Source organism: Candidatus Thiodiazotropha sp. CDECU1, assembly GCF_963455295.1.
In the GTDB taxonomy this organism is placed as follows: Bacteria; Pseudomonadota; Gammaproteobacteria; order Chromatiales; family Chromatiaceae; genus Thiodiazotropha.
Genome location: NZ_OY734020.1, coordinates 2,094,034 through 2,119,251 on the forward strand (window position 1 = coordinate 2,094,034; position 25,218 = coordinate 2,119,251).

Sequence of the window (25,218 nt, forward strand, 5' to 3'; positions counted from 1 at the left end):
GAACGCTTGTTAAGAATCTTGATCTAACACTGAATGATTGGCAATGATTTACTGGTGCCAGCAAATTATTTTTATCATATGAGGATAATTGCTATGACAGCTGTCTCGACGATGAAACGCAATGGCTGGTTATGGAAGGCCGGGCTTAAATTCACCATCAGCTTGATGTGTATGTTCGTTGCCGTGAACACTGCATGGGCAAATGATGATGGCAATCGCTGGTTTCAGATAAAGACCTCGCTTTTTGGGGATAAAAACATCCAGAGTGGTGGAGAGATCCTTGGATTGGAGACCCCAGGCAGGGCCATGGACGCAGCCATCGTCCCCATCTCCATCGATTCGAAGATCGAGCAGACACCACAGCGCTATATAAAGAGTCTCTATCTGGTGATCGACAACAATCCTTCTCCGGTTGCTGCTGTTTTTCATTTTCCTGGTAAACACAGTTGGGAAACCTTGTCGACCCGGGTGCGTATCAACGCCTATACCGACCTGCGAGCCATTGCCGAACTCAACGACGGCAATCTCTATATGGTTAACAATTATGTCAAGGCGTCAGGCGGGTGCTCCGCGCCGTCACTTAAGGATCCCGCAGCTGCCGCGGCACAGTTGGGCAAGATCAAATTCCGTCTGCCAGAGGACTACAATCAGGGAGATCTCATTCCGACCCAGCTGATGATCAAGCATCCGAACAACTCGGGCCTGCAGTTCGATCAGGTATCACGTTTTTATATACCGGCGGATTTCATCAGAACCATACAGGTCACCTACAATGGTGATGAAGTATTCACCGCTGACACCGATATCTCCATCAGTGAGGACCCGAATATACGTTTTGGTTTCACACCGAATGAGACGGGTGTCCTCGAGGTCCACGTGAAAGACTCCAAGGGGAGAACCTTTTCCCACAGCGTGGACCTGCAGTCAAACAGCAAAGGCTGAGTTCAGAAGCACTGCAAGGTTGAGTCGGCCTGTACGTCGCGTAGTCTAGCCACCGCCTTTTGCGACCAGGTGGAACTTTTGTACACCGCATTTCTTCCCGCGGCGGTCATCTGTTGCAGACTCAAAAGCGTCGAAATATGCACATACTCTTCGTAAGGAATGGCCTTGGCTATGAGATCGATGCTACACGAGCACTTCTGCATCATCTCATGTGACTGGCCGTTTGAAGCCATGCACCCGATCACATAGTCGACCCTGGCGGAGGTTGGATAGTCGCTGCTGATCGAGGCATCGTTGCACTCCTCAGCTATGGCATGGTTACTACAGATCAGGCCGAACAAGAGCATGGCCGGGAAAAACTTTGTTTTAATCATGGTTGAAGTCAACCTCCAATAAATTCCACTTTGATGTGCAAGGCTTCCACTATATCGCCGGCGTGATGTTCCGGAAAGTCATATCTTCGTCGATAAGCACACCATCTCCTTTTTCGTTGGGCACCTTGGTATGGATACGATATACACCTCCTGGGACCTGCTCAGAGAAGATGAATTCATAACGTTTATTGACATACAGTTCGAAGTTTTCAGCGTACGGATCATCAACAAAGGGGGTAACAACAATTTCGGTGCCGCTAATCTCCTTGCCTTTGAACTGAAATTTTATATCGCGTAGTTCGGCAGGCTTTTTAAACGAATCACGAATCCGATTGCGAAAAAAGCCGATGTTTCCACCGGTACTTTTAGCCATTAAGGATATGTCCCGCTCCAGAAAATGAATGATGACCGGATTCCCTGAATATGACTTGGCAGGGCTGAAATCGATGTGATTTGAGCCGCTCAGGAAGTTGAATTCCAAGTCTCGCTTACCTTCGGCAATTACGTCGATGACCTTGATTTCGATTTTATCTGAAAAACTGTCCGCATCCTTGGTCATGCTTTTGAAAGCGTAATCGATTTGACTGCCTTTGGGCACGCCCATGAGATGGTCTTTGAAAAAAATTATTTTCTGCGCTTGATTCAGCTTCGGTGGTGGTAAAACCTTGGTGGCAACCGAAACTGCGGGGATGAAAAGCAGTGCAAACTGAAAAGCGCGAATAATACTACGTCTGAGCATGTAAGCTAACTCCTAAAACATATTTACCTGTGCATTAGACTAAGCGTCTATCCGGAATATCCCGAATTCCTGATCATGCGCTACGAAACAGGTCGAAAAACCAGGATAGAAAACCTTTCTTATCCTCATTCACCTGGCGTGCTCGCATCGTTGCGGCATTGTTTCTTGCTGCTGTGCCTGGACGAACTGAAGGGTGGTTGCTCAGACTCATTGCATGTCTATGCAGGATCGAATCCGTCGGTGGGGTCTGAAGCCACATCTGGCGCTTCATCTCAACAGTTGCATCGAAATGGCGTTTGAGGATGGAATCCTCTGGGTGCTGTGTGTGGTACATGGTTCGCTCCTCCTGCCTCTTGATTATTCACAAGACACTATCTTATATGATTTCAAATTCCCACAGGGCGCATGGCTAGGCATATCATCCTGTACTTATGACCCACCGGCCACAAATACCCCGAAGGCCCGTGGACTTTCACCAGTCGGGATCTGCTTGATTATTTCCAGTTTTTCCGAATCGAGCACGACCAGTTCATTGTCAAACCAGTTGGCGATGTAGACTCGCCCATGGCTCGGATCAGCAATGATACCTTCAGGAAATTCACCGATATCCAAGCGACGAATCTCTCGCAATTCAACGCAGTCGATAACGGAAATTGTATTTTCATGCTGATTAGTCACGAAGACACGCTTGTTATCAGGTGTGACCGCGACACCGTAGGGGGTACTGCCGACGGGAATCGTGGCAATGACCGACAGACTCTCCAGGTCGATGACACTCAGGTCATCGCTCGCCACATTGGCGATATAGAGTCGCCGGCCATCGGGTCCCATGCGGATGCCGAAGGGGCGATTGCCAACCGGTATGCGTTTTGTGACTCGATTGCTGAGGGTGTCGACTACTGAGATCATATTGTCGTCCCTGTCCGCAACATAGAGGGTTTTACCATCCTTGCTCACCTCCAGACCGGATGGCGAGTCACCCACTGCTATCTTTGTCACTATCGAGAGATCGAAGGCATCGAGTACATACACCAGGTCCTCGTACCAGTCGGCAACATAGACCCGGCGGTCATCCGGGCTGAGGGCAATCCCCAGCGGACCTTTTCCCACCTCTTTATGGCTTAGTGTTTTAAAGGCCACACCGTCGAGCAGATAGACATCACGGCTTTCCGGATTGGTGACATAGATGCGGCTGCCGTTGCTGGATACCGCGATACCAGCTGGCTTGGAGCCGACCTTGATGGTTGCGGTGGTGCTTAGGTCCGCCAGATCAATCACTGAGACAGAGTCATCACCCTGATTGGTGACGAAGGCGAATGGTGCAGCACTTACCTGCATGCTCCCGGCGAGCATGGATAGCAGCAGGACCAGATAGATCGCCCCGGGTCTCAATCGCATGTATTTTGATTCGGTTGTGCTGCTCATCGTCAATCTATGATCAGGAACCCTGTTCAAGCAATTTCTTCAAGTTGCCCAGTCCGCCCTCATAAACCCCTTTCACTGCATCTTTGGCAGCCTGATCGCTAAGTTCCGGTGGTGGTTCATTGTTCGGGTAGCCTCGATAGAATGCACCCTTCCAGGTAACCAGGCTTCCTCCATCGTCAGAAGGTTTGATGCTGAACCATGAGGAGTAGTTGGTAACAGGCAATACTTTTACATCTACTGATTCTATGCGATAGAAAAAGGAGTGTTTTTCAGGCTCATATTTCTCCAGCTTTTCATGAATCTGTCCGCCGTTACCAAGGGTCAGTATCCGGGTTGCGCCAATAGTATTGCCACCATCACCTTCGGTTTTTGCCACTGCTGGATGCCAGCTCATATCTTGAAAATTCTTGACCAACTCCCAAACCGCCTGCGGTGGGGCGGAGATCTGTTGCTTCACGACCATCTTTTGCCGGGTCGGGCCATGGGCCTGGGCTATAACGGTAAATAGCAGCAGTGTGAGCATGGAGGAGAGGAGGACGATATTTTTATTCACTTACATTTACCTCTGTGGGGTTTCTCATACAGGGCTGATTACTCCTTTCGGATAGCCATATGCTAACGAGCAATAATCGTGCCTGAGCAATTGGGAAAAACTCCTTGGGTATGTTAATTACGCTATTATATTTTTCCCAGACCTGGAACCGCACGAAGTATGTGGACAAAACCTATTATCTGGCTATTGTAAATTGGGCTAAGATGAGATGAAGCTGGGTAGTGCACCTAGGCCTATCCAAAGATCATTGCAAGAGATCCGAATTGATACAGTGTGTCACCATTGACACTGAGTGATTCAATCAAATTGGCTGATGCCCCGTTTCTGAGCCCGGGTCACGGCTGGTTGGAACCCCATTCCATGGTATGGAACTTGCAAAAATAATCTCTGAACCTTAATTCTTGAGCCTAATATTGGAGCTGTTTTGAGTAGATTGGACCCTGATTATAAAAATAAGCCCTTGTGTAAAATCCCTGTTGTCCTCTTTCTCATGTTCAGCGGGTTGATCGCCTACGGCATCAGCTGCAGCGCAGCGAATCTCGAAATATCGATCGCTCTGCTGGGTGTGGATGAGGAGAAACATATACCCTTGTCCCTGTTGCAACCGGTTATCGACGATAGCGGTATGGCGGGGGCCGAACAGGGGATAAACGACAATAACACCACCGGGCAATTTACCGGACAGTCTTTTAAGCTCGAGGCAGTGAAAGTCAAAGCCGAACAGAGTGTGCGTGAGAACTTTCTTGAATTGTATGCGCAGGGCACCCGCTTGTTCCTGCTCAATCTACCCCTCGATAAGCTGAAGGAAGTTATAACCACACCCGAGGCGAAGCAGAGCCTGCTCTTCAATATCGGCGCCATGGATGACGCGTTGAGAACCCATATCTGTTATCCCAACCTGCTGCATACAATCCCAAGCCGGGCCATGTTGGCTGATGCCTTGGCCCAGTACCTGACATGGAAGCGCTGGAACGAATGGTTTCTCGTGGTGGGCCGGCATCCGCAGGATAAAGCCTTTGCGGATGCCCTCAAGCGTGCGGCTAAACGATATGGCCACAAGATTGTCGAACAGAAACAGTGGACCTTTGAGCCAGGCGCGAGGCGTACCGACTCCGGACACACCAGAGAGCAGGAAGAGGTGAATGCCTTCAGCCAGGTGGGCGATTATGACATTCTGATCGTGGCCGATGAGCAGGATGAGTTCGGAGAGTTTTTGAGTTATCGAACCTATCTGCCACGCCCGGTGGGCGGTTCTCAGGGACTCTCTCCCACAGCCTGGAGTGGTGTCCATGAACAGTGGGGGGCGACCCAGTTTCAACGTCGCTTCCATGAAAAGAATGGCCGCTGGATGACCGATCGTGACTACGCGGCCTGGTTGGCTGTACGCAGCATCGGTGAGGCCACGACACGCACCACCAGTAACCAGGCGGACAAACTGAAGAGTTTTATCCTCAGTGCGGATTTTAACCTGGCTGCCTTCAAGGGCAGGCCGGTTACCTACCGGGACTGGAATGGCCAGTTACGCCAACCCCTGCTTATCTCTTCGCCACGGCTGACGATCTCTGTTTCGCCGCAGAAGGGATTTTTGCACCAGTTTTCCACCCTGGATACCCTGGGTTACGATCGGGCGGAAAGTAAATGTGGTAAATAGGGTCCCGGTAAAACTGACCTACAGCAATTGTTCTCGGTCTGATTGGTATTCATAGGCGATAAAAACGCAGGAGTATTAAACATGTTTCCCCCATCTTTTCACTGTCGTCTGGACGCCAGGCCCACAATCTATCCACTCATATTGACTATCTGCATGATAGTGAGCAGCGGAGCACAGGCCTACACCGTCTATGTGAGCAGTGAGAAGGACAACAACATCACGGTAATTGATGGAGAGAGTCTCAAGGTACTGGAAACGGTATCGGTAGGGGAACGTCCTCGAGGCATTGCACTCAGCAAGGATGGCAATACCCTGTATGTTTGTACCAGCGACGCGGATCACATCGAAGTGCTGGATCTGAAGAGCCTCAAGGTCACCCATATCCTGCCATCCGGCCCCGATCCGGAACTGCTGGTGCTTGGTCCCAAGGGTAAATATCTTTATGCCGCCAATGAGGATGACAACATGGTGACCATGGTGGATATCCAGAAGCGGGAGAAGGTGACGGAGATCCAGGTCGGGGTGGAACCTGAAGGGATGGGAATCAGCCCAGATGGCAAGTGGCTGGTGAATACCTCGGAGACCACCAACATGGCCCACTTCATCAACCTCGAGACACTCAAGGTGGAAGACAATGTGCTGGTCGACCAGCGGCCCCGTGTGGCCCAGTTCACCAATGACGGCAAACAGGTGTGGGTCTCATCGGAGATCGGTGGCACGGTGAGCGTGATCGATACAGCGAGCCGCAAGATCATAAAGAAGATCGGCTTCGAGATCCCTGGCATTCACAAGGAGTCCATCCAGCCTGTGGGGATCAGGATCAGTAAAGACGGTAAGTTGGCATTTGTCGCCCTGGGGCCGGCCGCCCGGGTGGCAGTGATCGACACCGCCTCTTTTGAGGTGGATAAGTATCTGCTGGTTGGACAACGGGTCTGGAATCTCGACTTCTCACCCGACGAAAAGCGCATCTTTACCACCAACGGGGTGAGTAACGATGTCTCGGTGATCGATGTCGACCGGCTGAAGGTCAAAAAGTCGATCAGGGTAGGGCGTCTTCCTTGGGGGGTCGTGGTCCGTCCATGAGTGCAGCCGCCCTTGCATTGAAAGCTGTCAGCTTCTCCTACACCAAGCGACCGGTGCTGGATGACGTCAGCTTTTCCCTGGAGCCGGGTGAATTCTGTGTGCTGCTGGGGATCAACGGCGCAGGCAAGACCACCCTTTTTTCGCTCATCACCCGACTCTTCGTCAGTCGAGGTGGATCTATCCATATCTACGGCCATGATCTGCAGAGCCAGACCCGCAAGGCGTTGGCTCAACTGGGGGTGGTGTTTCAGCAGCCGACCCTGGATCTGGATCTGTCATTGATACAGAACCTTCGCTATCACTGTGCGCTGCAGGGCTTGAAAGCCGATGAATTAAAAAAACGCATGCAGGCCGTGCTGGATGAAATCGAACTGGGAGATCGTGCCGATGAGAAGGTCAGGGCGCTCAGTGGTGGTCAGCGTCGTCGTGTGGAACTGGTTAGGGCCCTACTGCATCAGCCACGTCTCTTACTGGCTGATGAACCAACCGTAGGACTCGATATCCATAGCCGCCAGGCAATCCTGCAGCAGGTACGCAAACGCTGTCGAGAAGACGGTATCGGCGTGTTGTGGGCCACCCACCTGGTTGATGAGGTAGAGCCGGAAGATCGCCTGGTAGTGCTCCATGCTGGAAGGGTGCTTGCCCATGGCAGCGCCAGTCAGATCATGCAAGAGACCGGAACGGATAGTGTGAAACAGGCATTCAACCACCTGACACGAAGTGATGCATCATGAACTTTGTGCAGTATCTTAATTGCCTGTTGGGTATCACGACACGTGAGTCGCTGCGATTTCTCCATCAACGGGAGCGCTTCTTCGGCGCCCTGGTCCGTCCACTGGTATGGCTGTTTATCTTTGCCGCCGGCTTCCGCTCTGTGCTGGGTGTCTCCATCATTCCACCCTATGAAACCTATATCCTCTACGAGGAGTATATCGTGCCTGGTTTGACCGCGATGATCCTGCTGTTCAGCGGCATGCAGAGTTCGCTCTCCATGGTGTATGACCGGGAGATGGGCAGCATGCGGATGCTGATGGTCAGTCCCTTTCCGCGCTGGTATCTGCTGCTGAGTAAATTGACAGCCGGCACCCTGGTCGCGATCGCCCAGGTCTATCTGTTTTTGGCCATTGCTTGGTTTTGGGATGTGCAGCCGCCACTGATGGGTTATCTCCTGGCATTTCCGGCCCTGTTCCTGTCGGGGCTGATGCTTGGGGCATTAGGCCTATTGCTTTCATCCGCAATCAAGCAATTGGAGAATTTTGCCGGGGTGATGAATTTTGTCATTTTCCCCATGTTTTTTGCTTCGTCCGCACTCTATCCCTTATGGCGCATCAAGGACTCCAGTGTTTTATTGTATGAAATCTGTCGCTTCAATCCCTTCACCCATGCCGTGGAGTTGATCAGGTTTTCCCTATATGAACAGATCAGCTGGATCGCCCTGGCGGCTGTTACCGGTTCTCTGCTGCTATTCCTGGCAGGCGCGCTCTATGGTTACGATCCGGCACGCGGACTGATGACTCGTAAACAGGGTGGAGGTTAAAAAGGTGTATTCAAAGATGAAAAAGATCGGATGTTTTCTCTGCTTGATAACCGGTTGTGGCCTGGCGCAGGCCCTGGTTGCGGAAGATCGCCCCCCCGACTGGCCCTGCGAGCAGATCCTGGTAAAAGAAGTGCCTGCGGCTGTGGTATGGGCAGGACCGTCCATCGACGGCTTGGGAGACGCCTGGGAAAAGGACAAGGCGGTGAAAAAACTGGTAGAGCAGTTTGTCTCGCCCTATTACGATCTGGATGCAGCCGATGCGGTAGTTGCGGATTTTTCCTCGAAACAGGATCCCTCACAGAAGGATCACAAGCTTACCTTGCTGTTTGCGGGTGTCTTACAGACACTGAATGAAGAGCGTAAGAAAAAACTCGACGGTATAATGCGCTATGCGCGGGGACAGGCGGCACGCGCGAATAAATTGAGTGGGGAGCTGGATGAAATGGTGCAGCTGCAGGAAGATCCCTCACAAGCCGCGCAAGAACGCCTGGCACTGATGCAGAAAGAGATGGAGATCAAGCAGCGTATGTTCGATGAACGTGAAGACTTCATTCAGCATCTCTGCACCCGCCCGATGGTTGTTGAAGAGCGACTGGGCGTCTTGGCTCGGAGTATTGCTTATTATCTCGACTAGCAATTTATGGTGCGGCAAGCCACACCCTACGCCAGATATTTAATCTGGGGTACGGCTTGCCGCACCGTATTGGTTATTCGGCGTTTTCCATCGGAATCGGCGAACTGTTCTCAACCGCCAGCCCCGCCGCCTCCCATCCTGTCGTGCCATCCGGGTACCAGTAGGTGTTGGTGTAACCGTACTCCGTCGCTGCCCGTTTTGCCGCATTCCAGGACATCCAGCAATCGGCAAGACAATAGATCACTATCATTCTACTCTTGTCACCCTCGGTAAGCCGCTGCAGATTCTCTTTGAAATAACTGTCCAGTTCCATGGAAAGGGCGCCGTAACCCACATTGGGTAGCCAGTGGGATCCTGAAATGTTTTGTCTCGCTGGCGGTAGCCATAACAGGTTGTCGGGACGATCCTTGGGTTTGACGGGTGCCGGTAAGACGTCGATCAGAAGCGGCTGATGTTGCTTGATCAAGGCGTGCAATTGCTCAGTATCGATCGTGGTTCCAGCCGGCACCGAGTCGGGTACGGGGGCGCGAAACAGGGATATGCGATAGCCGTCGGATGAAAAGTGTTCGGCCTCATCTTCCGTGGCGAAGGAGTGTGAGCAGTATCCTGTGGGAACCATTAACAACAACCAGACCAACACCATGGCAGAGAGTGTTTGCATGTGCGGTCTCTGTTTGCTTGTCTGTTTCAAGGTTTTATCAGTCTGTCATTTCTATCCAGCAAGGGTATCTTGTATTCAAGCAATATCTTCTGAATGCTTGGGGTGAGTTTTTCCAACTCCATGTTGAGTTGATGTTTCCAATTGGATTCGCGCCGGCGGATGCCCATCGAGACATTGAATGCCATTGGAACGGAATCGACTTTTGCCGGCAGGGGAATGATAGAGAGAGGGGTCTTTTGCTGGGTCGATGCATAGCCTGCGATAGGGCCCCAGATTACAGCGATATCGAGATTGCCTTCCGCCACATCCTCGATGGCCCGTGTGGCAGGTGAGTAGAGACGGGTATCCACGGTGCGCTGGTAGGGTCTGACCTGATCCATCAATCCATACTTGCTCAATAGGGTGGCTGGCGGGGTGCCCGCGACAACGCCAATTTTAAGCTCCTTCAGTGTCGGGTCATCCAGGGACTGGATCTGTAAACCGGCATTTTCGCGGTATACCAGTGTGTAGACGGAACGGTAGTAGGGATTGGTGTTCTGGAGCAGCTCGTTGACTGATGTAACCCCCATCACCAAATCGCAAAGGCGAACGCTGAGGGTGTTGCGGACGAATCCTACGGTCTGGGGCCACCAGCGATAACGCAGGGTGCGATTGAGATCATCGGCGATCAGTTGGGCGATCCGGTTTTCGAATCCCTCCATTGCCTTGTTGGAGAAGGGCATGTGGTTGGGATCGCCGCAGACGGTCAGGTAGTCCTTGTTTCTGGCTTCGTAGGTGGTTTTGGCCCAAGAGGATGGAGGGCCAAGCAACAGAATCAATGGCAGGAGGTAAAAAAACAGGTTCAGCGCTTTATTAAAAAACGTTGAACCTGTTATTGGCATTTTACTTGGACCCCGGCCACTCATGAAATCGATAGATATTCGGTTTGACATCTATTCCAATACTGCTGTTCCCTGTTGTGGGTTTTATCACCGCAGTTGTGGTGTTGCTCGATGTCAGCTAATTGTCTGCAATCAGTTTTTTAACCTTGGGAAACTTTGCAGGTCTGGTTGCTCCGATGACACCATCAGCGCGAGCCTTCAGATAGGCATATATATCGGCAATATTCTTGATCACGTCAATATTCTTCGCGAAAGAGGGCATTACTCTGGTGTCCAATCCCTCCTGTCCGGTAACGACTGCGTTAACGAATTCACCATAGCTCATTACTTTCAAAGACTCTAGCAGCGCCGGTGCATAGGAACTCCCAAGGCCGGCCGGTCCGTGACAGACATGACAGTCGGCATGATAACGACGAAAGCCATTATAGGTACCGAAGTCAACTTTACCGTCTTCAAAGTAGTAGGGCTGTTCGGGGGAAGGTACGAAATCTCTGTAATCGGCTTTGGATGCAGCTGAATAGCCTGAGATGGAATAGGTGAGGGCGATGGTCGCCACAATTAAAAATTTACTGAATTTATAATGCTGCATGTTTAGCCTCATGGAAACTAATAGTGTGAACTATCTTTATTGGGATTTTGCCGCCACCCTCCTCCAGGGATGGGTGGCGGCATTTCTAGTGAAGGGCAATCAACCCATTAGTTAGGCAGTTCAAATACAGTCAGAGTGCCGCCCAGCTGGGTATAGTCGCTGAGAGATGCATAGGCACCCACCGCACCCAGACCGGCTGTCGGATCGGTCAAGCCTGCGGCCATGCCGATACCGGCCCAGCCACCGAGTCCGGAGAGGACAGCGATGTATTGCTTGCCGTTATGCATGTAGGTATTGACGTTGCCGATGATGCCGGATGGGGTCTTGAACTTGTACAGCTCTTTACCCGTCTTGGCGTCCACCGCCTTCAGGTAACCCTCCAGGGTACCGTAGAAGACCACGTCACCAGCCGTGGCGAGTGCGCCACTCCATACCGAGAAAGGCTCAGGGTTGGACCATACGATCTTGCCCTTGTCAGCATCCCAGGCAATGAAGTTACCCAGATGGTTGCCGCCAGGTGCCGGATACATGGAGAGGGTTGCACCCACGTAGGGTTGACCCGCGGTATACGAAACCTGGAACGGCTCGTAGTCCATGCAGACATGGTTGGTGGGTACATAGAAGAGACCGGTGCGTGGCGAGTAGCTCGCGGGTTGCTGATCTTTCGAACCCAGGGCCGCCGGGCAGATGCCGGTGGAGTTCACGTCTTCGCCGTTCTGATGGGTAGAGTACTTCGCTACCACCTGTGGACGACCTGTCTTCATGTCGACATGGGTGGCCCAGTTGACTGCCGGGTCATACTTCTCGGCGACCAACAACTCACCGGTTACACGATCCATGGTATAGCCGAAGCCGTTACGATCAAAGTGCACCAGGACCTTGCGCATCTTGCCTTTGACCTTCTGGTCGACCAGGATCATCTCGTTGATACCATCGTAGTCCCACTCATCATGGGGGGTCATCTGGTATAACCATTTAGCCATGCCAGTGTCGGCATCGCGGGCGAAAACGGTCATCGACCAACGGTTGTCGCCAGGACGCTGAACCGGATTCCAGGTGCTAGGGTTACCAGATCCGTAGTAGATCAGATTCAGATCAGGATCATAAGAGTACCAACCCCAAGTGGCGCCACCGCCAATCTTCCACTGGTCACCTTTCCAGGTGTTGATGCCGGAATCCTTACCTACCGGCTTGCCAAGATGGGTGGTCTTCTTCGGATCCAACAGGGTGTCGCTGTCGGGTCCCATGGAGTAGCCACGCCAGACCATGCTGCCATCTTTGAGGCTGTAGGCGGTCATGGAACCACGCACACCGAACTCACCACCGGAGATACCGATAAAGACCTTGTCCTTGACTACCATCGGAGCTGCGGTAGAGGTTTCACCCTTGGACGGATCGCCATTCTTCACTGACCAGACCTTCTTGCCGGTCTTCGCATCCAGGGCCACCAGGGTGGTGTCCGCTTGGGAAAGAATGATCTTGCCGTCGCCGTAGGCCAGGCCACGGTTGACAGTGTCACAACACATAACAGGAATAACGCTGGTGTCCTGTCTCGGTTCGTATTTCCAGATGATCCTGCCGTTATCGTTCAGATCGAGGGCGAATACCTTGTTGGGAAACGGACTGTGGATGTACATCACATCGCCAAGCACCAGGGGACCACCCTCATGACCACGGAGAACGCCGGTGGAGAAGGTCCAGGCAACCTTCAGGTCTTTAACGTTACTCTTGTTGATTTGGTCCAGCTTGCTATAGCGGGTACTTCCATAGTCACCGTTAGGCATTACCCAGTCGTTTGGGTTATTTTGCATCTTCAACAGTTCTGAATTTGCCGACACCCCACCTGCAGCACTGAGCATTGCAGAGGCGGTGAAGCAGATCGCCAGAACTTTGCGTTTTGCTTTTACCATAGTTTGAATCCTCGGGTTTTATTCGTTAGTGGGACTGCCTCAACAAGGGAAATACACTCGATTTAGCTTCTCCATCGCTATGCTTAAACTCCTCTCAATTGGTAAATAAATAATTATCTTGTCGCGCTATTACAGGCAGTCTTCATGAGCGACAATGACTAAAGAGCAACATGTGTGCCAAACGAAATTCATCGAGTTGCCGTTGCTTCTTCCATGTGTGAATACTGGTTCAGGGAGAGGGGCAGTCCGTGGCGGCTGCAGGGGTAAGCGGTGAGTTTGGCACTCTTCTACAGTTAGATCGCCGCCCATGTAGAAATTCAACATTTCATAGGACAACTATATTTTTGCTTCATTTACCATATTATTATTAAAATTATTCTATAAAAACCTTATAAGACACTGAATACAAAAGATTAATGATTGTAAAAATAGGTGTATACTGGCTCATGACACAGTTCGGCAAACTCTCATCATTTCTGAGATAGGTGTCTCTATTGCTAATCTATTCAATGAGTTACCAAGCTGTTTTCGATCTGGATTAGCGGAATAGCGGATTTGCGAAGGTTGCCAATCACAAATCCAAGCAGGTCCTGGGCAACGCTTGTGTGTTTGATAATTGTTTTGAAATGGAGGGGGCCTGATTAGGGGAAACGATGTGATTCATTTTTTTAGTGTGGAATTATGTTGTGTGTCACCGGTGTGACACTTTCCAGAAGACCTAAGTGGTAGATTCACGAGTGAATTGATCCAGGAATCGATCCCGATTTGAATATTGTTCAAGCTCAGTCAGGTGACCAATGAGATCTCTCTATCCATCCATTGAACCTTATGCCGTACACCATATAGACGTGGAAAATCCCCATGTAATATATGTGGAAGAGTGTGGCAATCCCAGTGGGATCCCTGTGGTATGTCTCCATGGCGGACCTGGGTCGGGTTGTTCGGTGGAGCACCGGCGCTTTTTCGATTCCGGTTTCTACAGAATCATCCTTTTCGACCAACGTGGTTCAGGCAGGTCTCAGCCCCTGGGAGAGACTGCAGGAAATCGTACCCTGGATCTTATCTCAGACATGGAGGTGATACGGCATCGCCTGGATATTCCTCAATGGATGCTGTTTGGCGGCTCCTGGGGGGCGACATTGTCACTCCTGTATGCCCAGTCTCATCCGGAATCTGTACTGGGCATGATCTTAAGAGGAACGTTTCTGGCCCGGGCATCAGATCTGGATTGGTTTTTCGTGGGCCTCAAGCGCCTCTTTCCCCAGGCCTGGGAAAGGCTGTCGAAGGAGATACCGGATTGCGAACATGCACGGGATATCATCGATTGGTACTATTCCGCGTTGCAGGGTGAAGACCCCGCCATCTCACTGGGTGCCGCATGCAACTGGTCCGGCTGGGGTACCCTGATGGTCAACTGGCATAAGTCAGGGTCTGGAAACCACCTGGAGGAGAAGCCGGCAACGGATGCGCAGCGGGAGCGACTGCTGGCAAAGGTCGGCATCGAGACTCACTATGCCCACCACCGCTACTTCATTGAAGATAACGAGATACTCTCCCGCATCGGTTCACTCCCCGCCATGCCTGTCACACTCGTGCATGGCCGCTACGATCTCACATGCACTATGGAATCTGCCTGGCTGCTGCACAAGGCGATCCCCGATTCACGCCTGGTCCAGGTACCCGACGCCGGTCATCTCATCGACGAACCCGCCATGATTTCGGCCCTGGTGGGGGAGACCGACCGAATGCGGGAGTTGTTGCAGGAAAAGAGTTCGTGAATGAACGCAATTATTGATCACAATGTAGGGTGGGACCCTGCCCCACCTAACACTCTATATTCCAATTTAAATGGTGGGGCAGGGCCCCACCCTACGCTTAGCCAATCCTTTTATCTCATTCATCTCGTTTCCACGTGTGAGCGTGTGACGAGGATGTAGGGTGATCAATATTCGCGTTTATTAGCGTTCATTTGCGGACTTCATGATCTTTTATATCCATTCGCGGTATGAATCGTTTAAATCACTGGCCGCTGGCTTTAGCATAACGTAGGGTGCGGCTTGCCGCACCGTATACGTTGAACATACCTCTGTTGGTGCGGCAAGCCGCACCCTACATAAAGAGCATTTACATCTATTGGCGGCATCAATCATGGCTGTTACTGGCCGCTTGCCTTGGGCCATTTCTCGGCTGTGAGTTTTTTCGAATTGCGCATATTGCGGAACACCAGGGGTGCGGTACCGGGTTCTTGCTCGATCTTGGTCGCATCGACCATCTCTACTATCTGCTGGTGCTGGGGTGATTTGCTGCAGACCGGATCGGCATTGGCGGCATCGCCGGTCAACAGGTAGGCCTGGCAGCGGCAGCCACCGTAGTCCTTCTCTTTCTCATCGCAGCTGCGGCAGGGCTCTTTCATCCAGCCATAGCCGCGGAACATGTTGAAGTCGGAGGATTCGTTCCAGATCCACTCCACACTGTGGTCACGCACGTTGGGAAAGGTGAGCCCTGGCAGTTCGCTGGCGGCGTGGCAGGGAAGGGCGGTGCCGTCCGGGGCCACTGTCAGAAACAGAGAGCCCCAGCCGCTCATGCAGGCCTTGGGACGCTCTTCGTGATAGTCGGGCACCACGTAGAAGATGCGCATCTTACCCTTGTATTTCTCCTGGTATCGATGGGCCACCGCCTCCGCCGCCTCTACCTGTTCCCGGGATGGCAATAACTGTTCACGATTGTGCAGGGCCCAGCCGTAGTATTGGGTGGTGGCAAGCTCCACGTAGTCTGCCTCCAGGGCATGGGACATCTCCAGGATCTGTTCCACCTGGTCTTCGTTATGCCGATGGAGGACGAAGCAGAGCACCATCGGATAGTCGTACTTCTTCACCAGTCGCGCCATCTCCAACTTGTGCTCAAAGGAGTTGTTGCCGGCGATGAAGTTGTTGAGCTCTTCACTGCTGGCCTGGAAGCTGACCTGGATATGGTCCAGCCCCGCCTTCTTGAAGGCCTTGATGCGCGCCTCATCCATGCCTACGCCGGAGGTGAGCAGATTGGTGTAATAGCCTAGCTTGTTGGCTTCCGCGATGAGTATTTCCAGATCCTTGCGAACCAGTGCTTCACCACCGGAGAAACCGAGCTGCACCGCCCCCATGGCGCGGGCTTCACGGAACACCCGGATCCACTCCTCGGTTGACAGTTCGTCCTTATAACGGGCGATATCGAGCGGGTTGGAGCAGTAGGGACACTGTAACGGACATTTGTATGTCAGCTCCGCCAGCAGCCAAAGGGGTTTAGGCGGGCTTGTGTCGGATCCATTGGTTGTCATAAGCGGTATCCAGAAATTGATAGACGTCGTCTTCCAGCTCTGCGTCGGGGAAGGCAGACTTCAGGTTATCGATAATCGCGGCGACACTTGCATCCCCGTCACAGCGCTTCAAGATCTCTCCCGCGGCAGGATTGAGCTTCACCATGCCTTCGGGATAGAGGATGACGTGGCAACCCTGGGCCTCCTCCCATTGAAAGCGGAAGGTGGGCGCCATCTGCGGAATGTCCTCGGCCTTGAAATGGTTGCTCATGGGTCAGGCCGGGATATTGTGATAGGGGGGTTTGTTCTCCACATAGGCCATCCACATGCAGTCGAGCATGGTCCACAGGATATCGAGTTTGAACTGCAGCACCTCAAGCATCTTCTCCTGCTGCTCGCGGGTTTTGTAGTAGTTCAAAGTGATATCCAGTCCATGCACCACATCCCGGCGCGCCTCGGTCAGGCGTTTGCGGAAGTAGTGGTAGCCGCGCTCATCGATCCAGGGATAGTACTCCGGCCAGTTGTCGAGCCGTTTTTGATGAATGGTCGGGGCAAAGAGTTCCGTGAGTGAAGAGCTGGCTGCAATCTCCCAGGGTTGCTGGCGGGCGAAATTGACATACGCGTCGATGGCGAACTTCACGCCAGGCAGCAGATGTTTGTGGGACAGAAGGTCCTCCCGCGACAGGCCCACGGCCTCGCCCAGAAGCAGCCAGGCCTCGATGCCACCCTCGTCACCCTGAGTACCGTCGTGATCGATGATGCGCTGTATCCAATGACGGCGTACATCTCGATCGGGACAGTTGGCCAGGATGGCTGCATCCTTCACCGGAATGATGACCTGGTAGTAAAAACGGTTCGCCACCCAACCCTGGATAGCCGGTTTATCCAGTTTGCCACTGTTCATCAAGATGTGGAACTCATGATGAATATGATAGAACTTCTCCTTTTCCCTGAGTTTCTGTTCAAATTCCTCTTTCGACCATGGTTGATTTGGATGGGGAGTCATAGCTGTTCCTGTTTACAGTTCAATCTGCAGGCCATCGTGGGAGACCTCGATTCCGGCATCATTGAGGGCCAGACGTTCGGGTGAATCATCCACGAGGATGGGATTGGTATTGTTGATGTGAATAAGTATTTTTCGCGGTTTTTCCAGGCCGCTCAGAATATCGATGATGCCACCATTACTGGATTGATCGAGATGGCCCATTTCACTGCCAAGCTTGTTACTGATACCGGCCTCGATCATCTCGTTGTTCTGCCACAGGGTGCCGTCCACCAGTAGGCAGTCCGCCTGTTGCATATAGGGCAGGATATGCGGCTCCATGGAACCGAGCCCCGGTGCATAAAACAGGTTCTTGCCTGTTGCTATATTCTCAACCCGCACACCGATGTTGTCCCCTGGTACCGTGTTGTGACGATGAGGAGAGTAGGGGGGCGCCTCACTCTTCAGGGGTACTGCAGTGAACACCAAACCTTCGATGCCCGGGATGGTGAAGATCGACTGATCGGTTAGGACTTCATGCCAGTTAACACCCCTGAAGTGGCCGAGTATGTTGAAGATCGGGTAACCGCTGGTCAGATCGTCATGCACGGCTTGGGTGCAATAGACATCCCAAGGTGCTGTGTGCTCGCGAAGCAACAGCAGTCCTGTGGTGTGATCGATCTGCGCATCCACCAAGAGAATGGCACGGATTGCGGTATCACGTATCGTTCTGCCAGGCTGCAAAGCCGGGAAGGATTCCAGTTGTGCGCGAATGTCAGGCGATGCGTTGAAAAGCACCCAGTCTTCACTGTTGGCACTGATGGCGATGGAGGATTGGGTGCGGGATGTTGCTTGGATGGTGCCTGCCCGTACTCCCTGGCAGTTATTGCAATTGCAGTTCCACTGAGGAAATCCACCACCTGCTCCGGAACCTAAGATATGTATTAGCATGAATAGTTATTATTGTGTGTGGAACCACCTGTCATGCAGGTGGTTCCGGTGACTACTGCTTAGCGGTTGTTGATATAAAGATTGATTTCAAAACCGAGTCGCAGATCCTGATAGGAAGGTGTAGACCAATTCATGAAGTATCGCTCCTGTGTAATTTTCGCTAGTCTTAAAAAGTTGTTTGAGCTTTGCTGGCTGCATCCCGAGGAAGCAGGACAACAAACCTACAACCAGCAACATTTGTGCCTTCTACTGCTAGTAGTCTCTATTCACGGTATTCACCATGCATAGAGGCTCGCTAGGAATAATGGCAAAGAACCATTGGGAATTTTTCCCGACACCGGTGGGAGATGGGGCAGTATGTTGCATATGAACTGTCTTAAAACAGTGACACTGGATGATAGAGGTTAGTGGGAGTGGCGACCCATTCCCGCATAACCTCATGATCGGTTTGAATAAATAGAATTAACAGATAGGAAATGTATCAGGCGAGAGTTGTCCCTAAGATTTGGACTACCTATGATGACAATAGTAAATTCCAATCGAGACCGCTTGCCGGTTACCTTGTTCCGGTGAGCAATCTGTCAATAGATCAATATCTCGCCTTTGCCATCACAGCTCAGATCACCCAGCCAGCGATGCACCTGACTGCCTCGTTCCTGCAGATCTGAAAAGGGTGGATAATCCTTAAAACTCTGGGTCAGCAGGGTGAGGAAGTTGAGACGCTGTTTGCCGTTATCGTTGAAGGTGGCCGGCATCGAGTCGGGTTGTCTTGTCAGAATCAGTGTACCGCGGCGCATCCCCATCCCGGCTTGAGCGCCGCACTGACCCAGTACCACGATGCTTCCCGCCACCATGCGTGACGCACAATAGTCACCGCACTCTCCGCCGATCAGGATGGTGCCGCGACGCATCAGGTCCCCCGCGCGGTCCCCTGCACTGCCTTTGAGTAGGATGGTCCCGCCACGCATGCCCTGGCGTTCACCGGTGATGGCGCCCCCCAGGAAATCACCGGCACTACCCTCGATGGTGAGGGTGCCACCGGACATGGCACAACCACCGGCAGGTCCCACGTCACCGCTAACCTGAATCATGCCGCTGCGCATGCCGCATCCGAGATAGGCGCCCGCGTTCCCTTCGATCCTGATATTACCGCCAGCCATGTTGGCGCCGATCCGATCGAGGCAATCGCTGTCAGACTGGATCACGATCTGGTCACGACCCTTACCATCGATGCTGAACAGTTCACCAGTCTCGACCTGGCGGTTACCCAGCCAGAGGGGAGTGCGCGCTATTTCATTGGCCTGCTTGCCGGCGAGCACTGCGGGGGTGAATGGGCTCATGTCGATGCGTTGAGAGAGGCCTTCGCGTAGTTTCAGGGTCAGGTTGCTCATGCCATCACCTCCCGCAGATGGAAATGAAACTGCCCCAGTTTGCCACCATAGTTACCTGCGGATATGCGTCGGATCCCACCCGCTGCTCCCAGTTCGCACACCGCGGATATACCGGTACGGGTAGCGAGAGCCACATCCTCGTCACTCAGACCGTTGATGACGATCTCCATAACAGACCCGATCTCCGGATCGAGCCTGGATTCAACCAGGCCTCTCAGGGAGGGGCAGTAGGCGTCGTTGGTGGAGGCCATCAAGGCCTTGTATTTGGATCCCACCTTGGAGCCGGAACGCACGATACCCCCGGGAAAGGGCATGATTACATTGGGTAGTTTCCGCATTGCCTCGATGGCCTTTTCACAGGCGATCAGTGCCTGGTGCTGGGTTTCAGCCAGCACCAGGAAGTTGCCTCCACCCACGGCGGGTACCCGGGCAACCATCTCCTCACAAAGAAACTCGCCATCCATTACCGGCACCCGCCAGTAACGGGTACCGGCGATCTGCTTGGATATCTGATAACCGTCGCCAAAAAAGCGCAGGTTCTTACCCAGGGGAATCTGTTTTTCGCCCTCGATGCCGGCGAACAGGGCCGTGGTGGGGCAGGTCAACACACATTGACCCACCCGGGTCTCCAACTGCTTCGCCAGGGCCTTGCCTGACATGCCGAACAGCAACACACTCACCCCTGGGCGGCCATCGGGGGTTGCGTCCGGGGCTATCTCCGCTTCGATACCCGCCTCCACGCCACAACCGATTACAGAAGTGGCAAATCCAGTCATGGTTTCACCCGCGATGCGCGCCCAGTGGAGATTGATGGCCGTGATGATGACCCGGGTGGCGCTCATGCCGAAGGCCTCGGCAAAGGTCTCCTCGATCTCTGTGCCATTGATGATCATGGGCGTCCCCCCGTACAGGGGTGGATATTGATCTGGCTGCCGATCCCCTCGGCCATCTCATCGTCGGATATGACGAAGTTCGACAGACGAATGCTGTGGTAGCGTTCAAACCTGCGTCCAATCAGCTTTTCGATGCCCCGGTCGAACTCGGGCCTTACCACCTGGGTGGTACCTTTGACGGGTTGGGTGATCCGCCCCTCCTCGACCACGACCTGACCCTGTTTGAAAACCAGCATCGGTCGCTCGAACATCTGCTCCTGATCATCATGGGGATGATACACGGTGATATCCGCCAGGGTGCCTGGCGCCAGGTGGCCGCGATCACTCAAGCCCAGGATCCTGGCCGGTGCGGCCCGGGTCATGATGGCGATCTCGTAGAGGGAATACTCCCGCTCCAGGCTGCCCAGGTGGCTGGCGGCCGCGGCTTCGGGATTGATCTGCGCCAGCAGGTCGTTGCGGAAGCTGCGATCCATCAATAACCGGATCAGATGCGGGTAACTGGTGAAGGGGGCGCCGTTGGGGTGGTCGGTGGTGAGAAAGATCCGCCAGGGATCATCCACCATCAGAAAAAGTTCAAGGCCGATCGCCCACTGCAGGGCATTGACGAAGTTCTTGTCACGATAACGAAAGGGCACCACACCGCAACCGGCGTCGCATTCGATGTCCATGCAGGTCCATTTGTTTGGATGAGCGTGGCTATGGTTTGCATGTTGGGCCATGGTGTCGCCGGAAACGGTTACCGTCTGCCCGAACATGATCTGGCCAACATCGATGGATATATTGGACTGATTGTTGACGGCCTCGGCGATCTCCGCCGCGGATGAGGAGAACTTCTTGTCTCCCTCTGCGCCATAGCTGTGGAACTGGATATGGGTCAGGTGGATCGGCAGGCCCTCGGCAGCCTGCATGGTGGCGAGGGTGGAGAGATAGTTACCGGGTACACCCAGATTGCTGGCATGCACGTGCAGGGGATGGGGTACTCCAAGTTCATTCAGGGCACGAGTCAGGGTGCGCACGATATCGCGCGGAGTGATCCGGTAGTGGGGATGGGCGTCGTCCACATCCAGGGCCCGCTGGTTGAACTTGAAGGCATTGATTCCACCGGGATTGACCACCTTAATACCGATGCACTGAGCGGCATGCAGGGTCCAGGCCACATAGTCATTGATGGTCTCTTGTTCGGCCCCTTCCGCCATCAGATGCAACAACAGATCATCATTGCCGAGCATGGCATAACCGCCGGTGTCGAGCATTGGTGTATCGGCCATCTCCATGTGGGCCTGACGGGCATTGGCCGGGAGTACCGCGGGTTCGAAACAGCTGGTATAACCCATCTCCGCGTAGCGGTAACCCGCCGCCAGCGTGGATGGAATGGCATGACCACCGCCGGAGCGGGTCAGGTCGGTCTTTAATCTGGCGCTGCCCCGTTGATCCTCTGGCAGCATGGTACGTGCGATATTGACCTTGCCGCCACCGATGTGGGTATGCAGGTCGATGGCGCCGGCCATGACGATCTTGCCATCCAGGGAGTAGGTTCGATGCACGGTTTCACTAGTGTCCGGGGCAGCAACGATCTCACCATCTTCGATGTAGATATCCCGGATCTCCCCATTAATGCCATTGGCGGGATCGTAGACCTTGCCTCCTTCAAGTTTGATCAGCATCAGGCAGCCCCCTCAGTCTCGCTGGCGGAGGGTAGCAACCGTTCCTTGAGCCGGTCAGCGATTAGGTTGACCGGGGGCAGACCGATCTCTCTCAGCTTTCCCAGGGGCAGTGAACAGACCCCGTCACTGCGATACCAATGTCCCTGGTGGTCGATACCCGGCACACCTACTGGGATGAAGATCGCGGGTTGTTTTTCGAATACCATGCCTGCATGACCAAGCACCACGGTCGCTGTCTCGGATGGCGGTGGAACAGCCTCGGGGGACAGGGAGGAGACCCACAGCAACAGGTCGCTCTCGCCCCGCTCTAACAGACCCTGCCAGCGGTTGAGCAGGGGATCGTGCTCCGGGTAACCGCGCTGCAGTCGGGTACGCAGGGGATATCCGAGCTGCCAGGTGCAGACCTGATTGCTAGTGATATCCGCCTGGGTGCCTGCCAGAGGCAGGGCGGCACTACGTGTCTTGAGATTGAGTTCTTTTACCAAATCCACCAATCCCTGAACGGTCAGTTCTGCATGGGGGATATCGAGCTCTGCCGCACTCCAGCAGATGGCACTGTAGTTTGCCTGCTGCAAATCCTTGCCAAGCTGTCTCAATGCATCGGACAGATCATGGCCAAGCCGATCCGGATTTACCGCTCTGCCGGCGATAAGACCTCGCAACAGTCCGATAACGTCCGACAATGACTCGATCTCTGTTGTTATAAGCGTCGGATTCAACTGCGCCAACTCATCTGGCAGACTCTCTTGCTTCCAGGGACCGAGCAACACAACTCTTCGCTGATCGGTTTCAGTAAAGAGGCTCTCATCAGGATGCAGCACCCGTTCGACAAGTCGTGGAAAGCGATCGATGCATTGACTTCCCACCAACAGAATCAAATCCGCCCGGTTGCGCACCTCGGTGAAGGTGGTGGTGAACCAACCACTGTCCTGAACTATACGCACATTTCGAAACATGGCATCGCCGTTGAGGTGGTCCAGGGTGGCGCCACAGCGGTCCGCCAGTCCAAGCATGCTGCGCATGCCGTTGACGTCGGTGGCCAATCCCGCAAAGAGTGGCGAGCGAGCATGCCGTAGCAACTCCACGGCATATCCCAACGCCTTATCCAAAGAGGCCGGCTTGCCCTCGATCATAGGATTCGAGTCGGTATATTTAAAGGCGCTGTTGTAAAAGTTACGCGCCAGTTCACAGCCGTTTTGCAGTGACTTTAGCTGTCCATTACTCAGCTCGATTTTCAGATCATCGCAACTTAATCCACAACCGGGACAGGTTACCTCGCTCGTTGTCTGTTCGATTTCTTTGTTCCACATGCTATGTTGATGGCCCTGCAATGAGTACTGCTTGAATGTATTGATTCACGAGTTAGTGCAGAAAGCGTGCCACTCTAAAATAAAGTCAGATGAGGATCTGTCCTTGAAAGTGACCTGTAAGGATAATCACATCTTTGTGCTGGCTATGCCAGCGCTAAGGCAGTTTAATAGAAAGGCACAATTTTAGAGTCTAAATCTCGGGTAGCTGAAATCACGACAGTTACCTGTCGCATAGGGATAGTGCAACCGGCTGACTATTATTAACTGCTCAGTCAGCGCTGCTTCCGGTTATCCATTGAATCCCATGTGAGAAGTTGCTAATAGATGCCCAAAGCATCATGCACGAATTAGACTCTTTGGCTCCAATCGATGTCCTGTATCAACTGTTAACTGCTGGGGCAGGGCAGGTGACACAGTGGTTCAAGTCAGGCGCATATATAGTTGATGCTTGAACCGGCTAAAGGGAGCGGGGCAGGTACAAATGAGGCGGCTACGCCGTCAGGATATTCCTTGTCAGTGACAAAGTTGTCTGTTTTCAAGGCTTGATTGTCTACTGATCAAAGCCTAAAGCGCTAACCTTCGATCTTTACACGACAGTGAAACAGGTCTGTAGCGGCCATGACAGGGATGGCAGGCATGTAAATTGCAGTAGAATGATAATGCGAAAACACATAGACAACCAGATGACACACTCATCGAAGTCAAGTAGTGCTGGATTCAGCGTAGAGGTCAATGCGCCTGCACGGCTGCATCTGGGCTTCCTCGACCTTCATGGAGGCTTAGGCAGGCGCTTCGGTAGCATAGGACTGACCATAGACACGCTTGCGACCCGACTGCGTGCTGAGAGATGCGACGCCATTACAGCAACAGGCCCTGGCGCAGAGCGGGCGCTGAAATATGCCAGGTCGTACATAACGGCGCAAGGCATACAGGGTGGCGTCGATATCAGTCTGCAACAAGCGATACCCGATCATGTGGGATTGGGCTCGGGTACGCAAATGGCATTGGCGGTGGGTACAGCTATTGAACGCCTCTATGGAGGCGACAAGAACAGTGCCGCCATTGCGAGAACGCTGAATCGAGGCAATCGTTCCGGTATTGGCATCGGTGCCTTTGATGAGGGCGGTTTCATTCTCGACTGTGGTCGCAGTGGAGAGGAGGAGGTGCCGCCGGTTGCAGTCAGGCTACCCTTTCCCGAGAAGTGGCGCATGCTGCTGTTGCTAGATAGACGCGGACAGGGTTTGCACGGCAAAGATGAGGTGGCCGCATTTTCCGAGTTACCCGAGTTCCCGGAACAGGCCGCTGCCCATCTCTGCCGGTTGGTTCTGATGCGGGTATTGCCAGGGGTTCTTGAAGGCCGGTTATCGCCAGTCACGGCGGCCATCGGCGAGATTCAACAGGTAGTGGGAGATCATTTCGCACCGGCCCAGGGTGGGCGCTATACAAGCCCGGTGATCTCTGCCGCCCTGGAGTGGGCAACCAAGAAGGGGCATCTCGGTGTTGGTCAGAGCTCCTGGGGACCAACCGGTTTTATACTGCTGGAAGACGTTGACCAGGCGCAGCAGCTTGAACGTGCCCTAAAAAAACATTTCGGCAAATTCTCCTCATTCCATTCTCAGCTGGTGTCAGCTCGTAACCAGGGCGCAGCGGTGAGTTTGTTACAACAACCAACAATATTAAGACAAGAAAAGCGAGTTTAGTTGATGGAAAAACCCTTTTTATTACACATGTTGACTGCAACCAAGAATCCCAGTCC

Annotated in this window: 26 protein-coding genes; 8 read left to right on the top strand and 18 right to left on the bottom strand. The window is 53.1% G+C overall.

Annotation, left to right across the window (positions count from 1 at the left end):
* Positions 1-93: 93 nt before the first annotated feature.
* The gene (locus R2K28_RS09470) at positions 94-942 is read left to right on the top strand and encodes a quinoprotein dehydrogenase-associated SoxYZ-like carrier (protein WP_316369467.1); all 849 of its coding nucleotides are present in this window, start codon (positions 94-96) and stop codon (positions 940-942) included.
* 2 nt (positions 943-944) lie between these two features.
* On the opposite strand, the gene R2K28_RS09475 is transcribed toward R2K28_RS09470, so the two are convergent.
* The 5 genes from R2K28_RS09475 to R2K28_RS09495 all read right to left on the bottom strand — a co-directional run bounded on the left by R2K28_RS09475 (position 945) and on the right by R2K28_RS09495 (position 4,033).
* Positions 945-1,316 carry a hypothetical protein gene (locus R2K28_RS09475; protein ID WP_316369468.1) on the bottom strand — a complete coding sequence of 124 codons (372 nt, stop codon included), beginning with the start codon at positions 1,314-1,316 and terminating at the stop codon, positions 945-947.
* A 49-nt stretch (positions 1,317-1,365) separates the two neighbouring features.
* On the bottom strand, positions 1,366-2,055 hold the full coding sequence (locus tag R2K28_RS09480) for a hypothetical protein (RefSeq protein WP_316369469.1): 690 nt from the start codon (positions 2,053-2,055) through the stop codon (positions 1,366-1,368).
* A 73-nt stretch (positions 2,056-2,128) separates the two neighbouring features.
* A complete protein-coding gene (locus R2K28_RS09485) occupies positions 2,129-2,389 on the bottom strand; it encodes a hypothetical protein (protein WP_316369471.1) in 261 nt (86 codons plus the stop codon).
* 95 nt (positions 2,390-2,484) lie between these two features.
* A complete protein-coding gene (locus R2K28_RS09490; protein ID WP_316369473.1) occupies positions 2,485-3,480 on the bottom strand; it encodes a YVTN family beta-propeller repeat protein in 996 nt (331 codons plus the stop codon).
* Positions 3,481-3,493: 13 nt separating this feature from the next.
* Complete coding sequence (locus R2K28_RS09495) at positions 3,494-4,033, bottom strand: SRPBCC family protein (protein WP_316369475.1); 540 nt, start codon at positions 4,031-4,033, stop codon at positions 3,494-3,496.
* Between the two features lie 424 nt (positions 4,034-4,457).
* Here R2K28_RS09495 and R2K28_RS09500 point away from each other — a divergent pair, with 424 nt between their 5' ends.
* From R2K28_RS09500 to R2K28_RS09520, 5 genes are all read left to right on the top strand, one after another.
* Positions 4,458-5,684, top strand: coding sequence for an ABC transporter substrate-binding protein (locus R2K28_RS09500; RefSeq protein WP_316369476.1), 1,227 nt, complete (start codon positions 4,458-4,460; stop codon positions 5,682-5,684).
* An 81-nt stretch (positions 5,685-5,765) separates the two neighbouring features.
* Complete coding sequence (locus R2K28_RS09505) at positions 5,766-6,767, top strand: YVTN family beta-propeller repeat protein (RefSeq protein WP_316369477.1); 1,002 nt, start codon at positions 5,766-5,768, stop codon at positions 6,765-6,767.
* A complete protein-coding gene (locus R2K28_RS09510) occupies positions 6,764-7,501 on the top strand; it encodes an ABC transporter ATP-binding protein (RefSeq protein ID WP_316369479.1) in 738 nt (245 codons plus the stop codon). The genes R2K28_RS09505 and R2K28_RS09510 overlap by 4 nt, the downstream gene beginning before the upstream one ends.
* The gene (locus tag R2K28_RS09515) at positions 7,498-8,304 is read left to right on the top strand and encodes an ABC transporter permease (RefSeq protein ID WP_116446237.1); all 807 of its coding nucleotides are present in this window, start codon (positions 7,498-7,500) and stop codon (positions 8,302-8,304) included. Before R2K28_RS09510 ends, R2K28_RS09515 begins: the two co-directional genes overlap by 4 nt.
* Positions 8,305-8,320: 16 nt before the next feature.
* On the top strand, positions 8,321-8,938 hold the full coding sequence (locus R2K28_RS09520; RefSeq protein ID WP_116448023.1) for a hypothetical protein: 618 nt from the start codon (positions 8,321-8,323) through the stop codon (positions 8,936-8,938).
* 73 nt (positions 8,939-9,011) lie between these two features.
* Here the strand turns inward: R2K28_RS09520 and R2K28_RS09525 are convergent, their stop codons facing one another.
* The 4 genes from R2K28_RS09525 to xoxF5 form a co-directional block, all read right to left on the bottom strand.
* Positions 9,012-9,599, bottom strand: coding sequence for a PQQ-dependent catabolism-associated CXXCW motif protein (locus R2K28_RS09525; RefSeq protein WP_316369482.1), 588 nt, complete (start codon positions 9,597-9,599; stop codon positions 9,012-9,014).
* Between the two features lie 26 nt (positions 9,600-9,625).
* On the bottom strand, positions 9,626-10,480 hold the full coding sequence (locus R2K28_RS09530) for a substrate-binding domain-containing protein (protein WP_316369484.1): 855 nt from the start codon (positions 10,478-10,480) through the stop codon (positions 9,626-9,628).
* Positions 10,481-10,598: 118 nt separating this feature from the next.
* On the bottom strand, positions 10,599-11,069 hold the full coding sequence (locus R2K28_RS09535; protein ID WP_316369486.1) for a c-type cytochrome: 471 nt from the start codon (positions 11,067-11,069) through the stop codon (positions 10,599-10,601).
* 107 nt (positions 11,070-11,176) lie between these two features.
* On the bottom strand, positions 11,177-12,979 hold the full coding sequence (gene xoxF5 / locus R2K28_RS09540) for a lanthanide-dependent methanol dehydrogenase XoxF5 (RefSeq protein WP_316369488.1): 1,803 nt from the start codon (positions 12,977-12,979) through the stop codon (positions 11,177-11,179).
* A gap of 797 nt (positions 12,980-13,776) precedes the next feature.
* Between xoxF5 and pip the strand changes: the two genes are divergently transcribed.
* On the top strand, positions 13,777-14,757 hold the full coding sequence (pip, locus tag R2K28_RS09545; RefSeq protein WP_316369489.1) for a prolyl aminopeptidase: 981 nt from the start codon (positions 13,777-13,779) through the stop codon (positions 14,755-14,757).
* Positions 14,758-15,134: 377 nt separating this feature from the next.
* Here the strand turns inward: pip and pqqE are convergent, their stop codons facing one another.
* The 9 genes from pqqE to R2K28_RS09585 form a co-directional block, all read right to left on the bottom strand.
* Positions 15,135-16,292 carry a pyrroloquinoline quinone biosynthesis protein PqqE gene (gene pqqE, locus R2K28_RS09550; RefSeq protein ID WP_316369490.1) on the bottom strand — a complete coding sequence of 386 codons (1,158 nt, stop codon included), beginning with the start codon at positions 16,290-16,292 and terminating at the stop codon, positions 15,135-15,137.
* Positions 16,258-16,542, bottom strand: coding sequence for a pyrroloquinoline quinone biosynthesis peptide chaperone PqqD (pqqD, locus tag R2K28_RS09555; RefSeq protein ID WP_316369491.1), 285 nt, complete (start codon positions 16,540-16,542; stop codon positions 16,258-16,260). Before pqqD ends, pqqE begins: the two co-directional genes overlap by 35 nt.
* A 3-nt stretch (positions 16,543-16,545) precedes the next feature.
* Entirely contained in the window at positions 16,546-17,277 is a 732-nt protein-coding gene (gene pqqC, locus R2K28_RS09560; RefSeq protein ID WP_116446228.1) for a pyrroloquinoline-quinone synthase PqqC, read from the bottom strand.
* Between the two features lie 12 nt (positions 17,278-17,289).
* The gene (gene pqqB / locus R2K28_RS09565; RefSeq protein ID WP_316369492.1) at positions 17,290-18,204 is read right to left on the bottom strand and encodes a pyrroloquinoline quinone biosynthesis protein PqqB; all 915 of its coding nucleotides are present in this window, start codon (positions 18,202-18,204) and stop codon (positions 17,290-17,292) included.
* Positions 18,205-18,263: 59 nt separating this feature from the next.
* Complete coding sequence (gene pqqA / locus R2K28_RS20430) at positions 18,264-18,338, bottom strand: pyrroloquinoline quinone precursor peptide PqqA (protein WP_116446244.1); 75 nt, start codon at positions 18,336-18,338, stop codon at positions 18,264-18,266.
* 447 nt (positions 18,339-18,785) lie between these two features.
* Positions 18,786-19,595, bottom strand: coding sequence for a formylmethanofuran dehydrogenase subunit C (locus R2K28_RS09570; RefSeq protein WP_316369493.1), 810 nt, complete (start codon positions 19,593-19,595; stop codon positions 18,786-18,788).
* Positions 19,592-20,488 carry a formylmethanofuran--tetrahydromethanopterin N-formyltransferase gene (gene fhcD, locus R2K28_RS09575; RefSeq protein ID WP_316369494.1) on the bottom strand — a complete coding sequence of 299 codons (897 nt, stop codon included), beginning with the start codon at positions 20,486-20,488 and terminating at the stop codon, positions 19,592-19,594. The genes R2K28_RS09570 and fhcD overlap by 4 nt, the downstream gene beginning before the upstream one ends.
* On the bottom strand, positions 20,485-22,152 hold the full coding sequence (locus R2K28_RS09580) for a formylmethanofuran dehydrogenase subunit A (protein WP_316369495.1): 1,668 nt from the start codon (positions 22,150-22,152) through the stop codon (positions 20,485-20,487). Before R2K28_RS09580 ends, fhcD begins: the two co-directional genes overlap by 4 nt.
* Positions 22,152-23,462, bottom strand: coding sequence for a formylmethanofuran dehydrogenase subunit B (locus tag R2K28_RS09585; RefSeq protein WP_316369497.1), 1,311 nt, complete (start codon positions 23,460-23,462; stop codon positions 22,152-22,154). Before R2K28_RS09585 ends, R2K28_RS09580 begins: the two co-directional genes overlap by 1 nt.
* A gap of 659 nt (positions 23,463-24,121) precedes the next feature.
* On the opposite strand from R2K28_RS09585, the gene R2K28_RS09590 reads away from it, so the two are divergent.
* Positions 24,122-25,162, top strand: coding sequence for a beta-ribofuranosylaminobenzene 5'-phosphate synthase family protein (locus R2K28_RS09590; protein ID WP_316369499.1), 1,041 nt, complete (start codon positions 24,122-24,124; stop codon positions 25,160-25,162).
* Positions 25,163-25,218: the final 56 nt, after the last annotated feature.